7 protein-coding genes are annotated in these 4830 nt (G+C 67.9%); 4 read left to right on the plus strand and 3 right to left on the minus strand.

Annotated features, from left to right (window positions below; all coding sequences use genetic code 11):
• From B0E52_RS00115 to B0E52_RS00125, 3 genes are all read right to left on the minus strand, one after another.
• On the minus strand, positions 1-316 hold a 316-nt coding region (locus B0E52_RS00115), incomplete at its 3' end, for a hypothetical protein (protein ID WP_077480522.1).
• On the minus strand, positions 313-804 hold the full coding sequence (locus B0E52_RS00120) for an Mpo1-like protein (RefSeq protein WP_077480524.1): 492 nt from the start codon (positions 802-804) through the stop codon (positions 313-315). The genes B0E52_RS00115 and B0E52_RS00120, both read right to left, overlap by 4 nt.
• 137 nt (positions 805-941) lie before the next feature.
• Positions 942-1838 carry a phosphoribosylaminoimidazolesuccinocarboxamide synthase gene (locus B0E52_RS00125; RefSeq protein WP_077480526.1) on the minus strand — a complete coding sequence of 299 codons (897 nt, stop codon included), beginning with the start codon at positions 1836-1838 and terminating at the stop codon, positions 942-944.
• A 117-nt stretch (positions 1839-1955) separates the two neighbouring features.
• Between B0E52_RS00125 and B0E52_RS00130 the strand changes: the two genes are divergently transcribed.
• The 4 genes from B0E52_RS00130 to B0E52_RS00145 all read left to right on the plus strand — a co-directional run bounded on the left by B0E52_RS00130 (position 1956) and on the right by B0E52_RS00145 (position 4707).
• Positions 1956-2279 carry a cytochrome c gene (locus tag B0E52_RS00130; protein WP_077480528.1) on the plus strand — a complete coding sequence of 108 codons (324 nt, stop codon included), beginning with the start codon at positions 1956-1958 and terminating at the stop codon, positions 2277-2279.
• Positions 2276-3082, plus strand: coding sequence for a co-chaperone DjlA (gene djlA, locus B0E52_RS00135; protein ID WP_077480530.1), 807 nt, complete (start codon positions 2276-2278; stop codon positions 3080-3082). The genes B0E52_RS00130 and djlA overlap by 4 nt, the downstream gene beginning before the upstream one ends.
• Positions 3083-3167: 85 nt before the next feature.
• A complete protein-coding gene (rpe, locus tag B0E52_RS00140; RefSeq protein WP_077480532.1) occupies positions 3168-3836 on the plus strand; it encodes a ribulose-phosphate 3-epimerase in 669 nt (222 codons plus the stop codon).
• Positions 3837-4038: 202 nt separating this feature from the next.
• Positions 4039-4707, plus strand: coding sequence for a sel1 repeat family protein (locus B0E52_RS00145; protein ID WP_139351529.1), 669 nt, complete (start codon positions 4039-4041; stop codon positions 4705-4707).
• The last annotated feature ends 123 nt before the right edge of the window (positions 4708-4830 follow it).

Below are 4830 nucleotides of genomic sequence, written 5' to 3' on the forward strand. Positions count from 1 at the left end.
CCCGCGGCGTCAGCCGCCACACCAGCGCCACGCCGACCATCATGTCCACCACCAGCGCCCAGCGCAGCAAGCCGGAAGTGATCAGCGCCCGGAACGGCGGATGCAGATGCCCCTCGTACGCCGCCACGCCGACGACCAGCAGAATCCCGAGCAGCGTCCACAGCAGGCAGGCGAGGTAGACCCGGTTGAACACCACGTTGCAGCGCTCGGTCCAGCGCAGCACGGCCCAGGCGATCAGTGCGCAGAGCAGCGCGCCGATGCTGCCGTAGAGCACCCACCACACCAGCGAGCTGACCAGGGTGAGCAGGGAATTCATACGGCGTGCTTGAAGCCGAGCCGGCGCAGCAGCTTGGCCATCAGCCAGGCGGGGCCGATCAGCAGGTAGGCGAGGTCGGTGAGGAAGCTGGGCTTGCGGCCTTCGAACTTGTGGCCGATGAACTGGCCGATCCACGCCACCACGAACACGCCGACGGCGAGCCAGCGCAGGTTCGTCGCGCCGAGTTGCCAGTACAGGAAGTTGGTGAGCAGGCCGAGCACGGCGAACGCGACCAGCAGCGCCAGCGCCAGCGGGCGCGAGCGCTTCCAGTACCAGTAGAACGCCAGCACCATCACCGCCACCGCCCAGGCACCGGGGCGCAGCCACGCCTGCGGCACCGGGATCGCCCACAGCAGCGCGATCACCGACCACACGATCGGCGGCACGCAGCACCAGTGGAAGACCTGGTTCACCGGGTTGCGGTGGTCAGCGCTGTAGCTGTCCAGCCAGTCCTGCATGCTGCGTTGGTTTGCGGCTTGCGTGGTCATGGTGCGCTCCCCTTGCGGATCAAGGCTGCAATAGCAGCACGGCGATGGTGGGTGTCGCAAGCCGGGGCGGTCGTAGGAGCTGTCTCAGCGGCGATCACGTAGCGCGGATCGCGGCTGAAGCCGCTCCTGCGCGTCGATCAGGACAGCTTGATGCCGGCCAGCCGCTCCAGCGCCTCACCATACTTCGCGGCGGTGCGCGCGATCACCTCGTCGGGGATCACCGGGCCGGGTGGGGTCTTGTTCCAGCCCTGCGCTTCCAGCCAGTCGCGCACGAACTGCTTGTCGTAGCTGGGCGGGCTGATGCCAACCTGGTAGCTGTCGGCGGGCCAGTAGCGCGTGGAGTCGGGGGTGAGCATCTCGTCCATCACGTACAGCTTGCCGTCGGCGTCGGTGCCGAACTCGAACTTGGTGTCGGCGAGGATGATGCCGCGCTCGGCGGCATAGGCGGCCGCCCACTTGTAGATCGCCAGCGTGGCGTCGCGCACCTTTTCCGCCAGCTCGCGACCCACCAGGTTCACCACGGCGTCGAAGCTGACGTTCTCGTCGTGGTCGCCCACGGCGGCCTTGGTCGAGGGCGTGAAGATCGGTTCGGGCAGCTGCTGCGCCTGCCTGAGGCCTGCGGGCAGGGCGATGCCGCACACCGCGCCGGTCTTCCGGTAGTCCTTCCAGCCGGAGCCGATCAGGTAGCCACGCGCGATCGCCTCCACCGGCACCGGCTTCAGCCGGCGCGTCACCACGGCGCGCTTGGCGTAGAGCGCGAGGTCGGTACCGGGCGGCAGCACCTCGGCCAGCGGAACGTCGAGCAGGTGGTTGGGGATCAGGTGCGCAGTCTTGCCAAACCAGAAGTTGGAGATCTGGGTGAGCATCTCGCCCTTGCCGGGAATCGGGTTTGGCAGCACCACGTCGAACGCGGAGAGGCGGTCGCTGGCCACCATCAGCAGGCGCTGGCTGTCCAGCGCGTAGACGTCGCGCACCTTGCCGCGGTGGATCAGTTCGAGGCCGGGCAGGTTCGATTGCGACAAGGTGGTGGGCACGACGGCGGTTCCGTGGCGGGAAGGGGAATGCCCATTGTAGCGGCTGGCGCCGTCGCCACCGCGGTGCGCCGCGGGCAGGCTGCTAGAATTCGCGGCTTTCGGCCCCAGCTTCCGTCGATGCGCATTTTGATCGCGGCACTCTGCCTCACCGTTGCCCTTCCGGGCGTGGCCCGGACACCGGCGTCCGCCGCGGCGAAGCCGTCGCGGCTCGGCCTGTGCGCGGCCTGCCACGGCGAAACCGGCATGGCCGTGATGCCCGGCGCGCCGAACCTTGCCGGGCAGCGGCTGGATTACCTGCGCCAGGCGCTGAAGGATTACCGCGATGGCCACCGCGACGTGCCGGTGATGCGCGCCGCAATCGGCCCGCTCAGCGACGCCGAACTGGACGCGCTGGCGCGCTGGTACAGCGCACAGACCCCGACGCCGGCGGCCCAGCCATGAGTTTCACCTACACGCTCTGGTTCGGCTTCTTCGGCCTGCTGATCGGCCACCTGCCCGGTGCGATCACCGGCGCCATCATCGGCTTCGTGTTCGACAACCTGCGCCACAGCCAGCGCAAGCAGGCCACGCCGGAGGCGGGCGGCTTCGTCGGCCCGTTGTTCGCGCTGCTCGGCGCGGTGGCGAAGTCCGACGGCCGCGTCTCCGAAGCCGAGATCGCCGTGGCCGAACGCATGATGGCGCGCATGGGCCTGGACGCCGTGCAGCGCCAGCAGGCGATCGCCAGCTTCAACGCCGGCAAGCAGCCCGAATTCGACGTGACGCCGACCATCGACGAACTGCGCCGCTGGGCCGGCCTGCGCCGCGACCATGCGTTCCCGGTGCTGGACGTGGTGATCGACACCGTGCTCGCCGAGGGCAACCCGCCGCCGGAGAAGATGGCGATACTGCGCCAGCTCGCGTTCGCGCTGCGCATCAGCGACATGGAGCTGATGGCGCTGATGGCGATGAAGGGCTACGCGTGGAATGCGGGCGGTGCGCGCGGCCGCGGCGGCCAAAGTTACGGCGGGGGCGGCTACGTGCCGCCGCAGCGCAATACCCAGGGGCCCGACCCCTACACCGTGCTCGGCATCGAGCGCAGCGCGGACGACCGCGCGGTGAAGCGCGCCTACCGCAAGCTGATTTCCGAGCACCACCCCGACCGCCTCGGCGACCTGCCCGAGACGATGCGCAGGCAGGCCGAGGCCCGCGCCAGCGAGATCAACGCCGCCTACGAGCGGATCAAGGCGGAACGCGGCTTCAAGTAGGAGCGCACCCTGTGCGCGAATGCCTTGGCTTCGTTCAATATCAGAGTGGTCGCGCACAGGGTGCGCTCCTACAGGAATCATGCCCATGAGCAAGCAAAGCCCCGTCATCGCCCCCTCCATCCTCGCCGCCGACTTCGCGCGACTGGGCGAGGACACCGCCGCGGCGCTGGCCGCGGGCGCGGACTGGGTGCATTTCGACGTGATGGACAACCACTACGTGCCCAACCTCACGATGGGCCCGATGGTGCTGTCCGCGCTGCGCAAGTACGGCATCGCGGCGCCGATCGACGTGCACCTGATGGTGAAGCCGGTGGACCGCATCGTGCCCGACTTCGCCAAGGCTGGTGCCACGCTGATCAGCTTCCACCCCGAGGCCAGCGAGCACATCGACCGCACGATCGGGCTGATCAAGGATTCCGGCTGCCAGGCCGGCCTGGTGTTCAACCCCGCCACTTCGCTGGATTGCCTGGACTACGTGCTGGACAAGCTCGACCTGGTGCTGATCATGTCGGTGAACCCCGGCTTCGGCGGGCAGAAGTTCATCCCGATGGCGCTGGAAAAACTGCGCCGCGTGCGCCGCATGATCGACGAGCGCGGCCTCGCCGTGCGGCTGGAGATCGACGGCGGCGTCACCGCCGAGAACATCGGCGCGATCGCTGCCGCGGGCGCCGACACCTTCGTCGCCGGCTCGGCGATCTTCCACGCCAAGGACTACCGCGCCGAGATCGCAGCGATGCGTGCGGCGATCGGCTGATGTACTGAGCCGCGCGGGAGCATGGAAAGCCCGGGATCAACCCGGTTGTCGCCATGGAAGCCTTGATCGCAGGATCATGCGGCGCCGCCAGAGGAGGCGGCGATGATCACGCTCGATCGGGCGTTTGGGGGTGCGGCACGAGCATGGCTCATGGTGAGCGGACTCGTCATTGCCGGTTCGTTGCCGGCCGAGCCACTCCCTCGTGCCTGCCACGGGCAACCCGTCGAAAGAAGCCTCACTCCAATGCAATGACAGCCTGTACCGCTTCCTGCCGGGCGTAGTGAATTTCTGCCTGGCAGCGCGCGAACGGCAGCGGAACAATGCGATCGGTACGCTGGGAATGTTGAAACTGGCAGCGGGCCGGGGCAGCAAGAAGGCCCAGTACGCACCGGGCCTGATGTATTTCAATGGCGAGCTGGTCGCGGCCGATCGCCCGCCGGGCTTGGCGTGGCTGGGGCTGGCCGCCGAGCGCAGCGACCGCGTTTATGGCGCCGTGTTTGCCTCCGCGTATGGCAACGCCACGACCGCCGAACGGCAGCAGGCTCAGACGAGGTATGCCGCGCTGCTGCCCGTGTATGCCGATGCGGTGGCGGCGCGACGCGCGCAGCGACGCTTCGATCGCGAGATACACGAACTCACGCGGCAGGAACCGTATCCCAGCCAACTTTGCAGCGCAGGCCTGACCGGAGGATATCCCGGCCAAGTGCCGGTTTGCCCGAGTGTTTCAGTGGCAGTTGCGCTGTTGAATCAGGTAGGGGATGCGTATTTCGAAGGCTGGACAGTCCGCGTAAGCGTAGGCGCACTTCAGCCGGTGAGGGCGGATGCCGGCAGCATGCCGAAGCAATTGCCCAAGGACATTCCTCCGGACTAGCAGGCTGTTGAGAAACCTCCGCGCGCCGCCGCGGTCATAGACGTTCTCAATCACTGACCGCCCGATCCGATGCGCAGCCCCGACGTCCAGCAGCTTGGCATGTTCTCGTATGTATCGGTCGAA

The organism is Rhodanobacter sp. C06, from assembly GCF_002001105.1.
Classification (GTDB): domain Bacteria; phylum Pseudomonadota; class Gammaproteobacteria; order Xanthomonadales; family Rhodanobacteraceae; genus Rhodanobacter_A.

Excerpts from the sequence above, each read along its gene's own strand:
- rpe (WP_077480532.1), top strand. The coding sequence starts at position 3,168 with ATGAGCAAGCAAAGCCCCGTCATCGCCCCCTCCATCCTCGCCGCCGAC.
- djlA (WP_077480530.1), top strand. The coding sequence starts at position 2,276 with ATGAGTTTCACCTACACGCTCTGGTTCGGCTTCTTCGGCCTGCTGATC.
- B0E52_RS00130 (WP_077480528.1), top strand. The coding sequence starts at position 1,956 with ATGCGCATTTTGATCGCGGCACTCTGCCTCACCGTTGCCCTTCCGGGC.
- B0E52_RS00120 (WP_077480524.1), bottom strand. The coding sequence starts at position 804 with ATGACCACGCAAGCCGCAAACCAACGCAGCATGCAGGACTGGCTGGAC.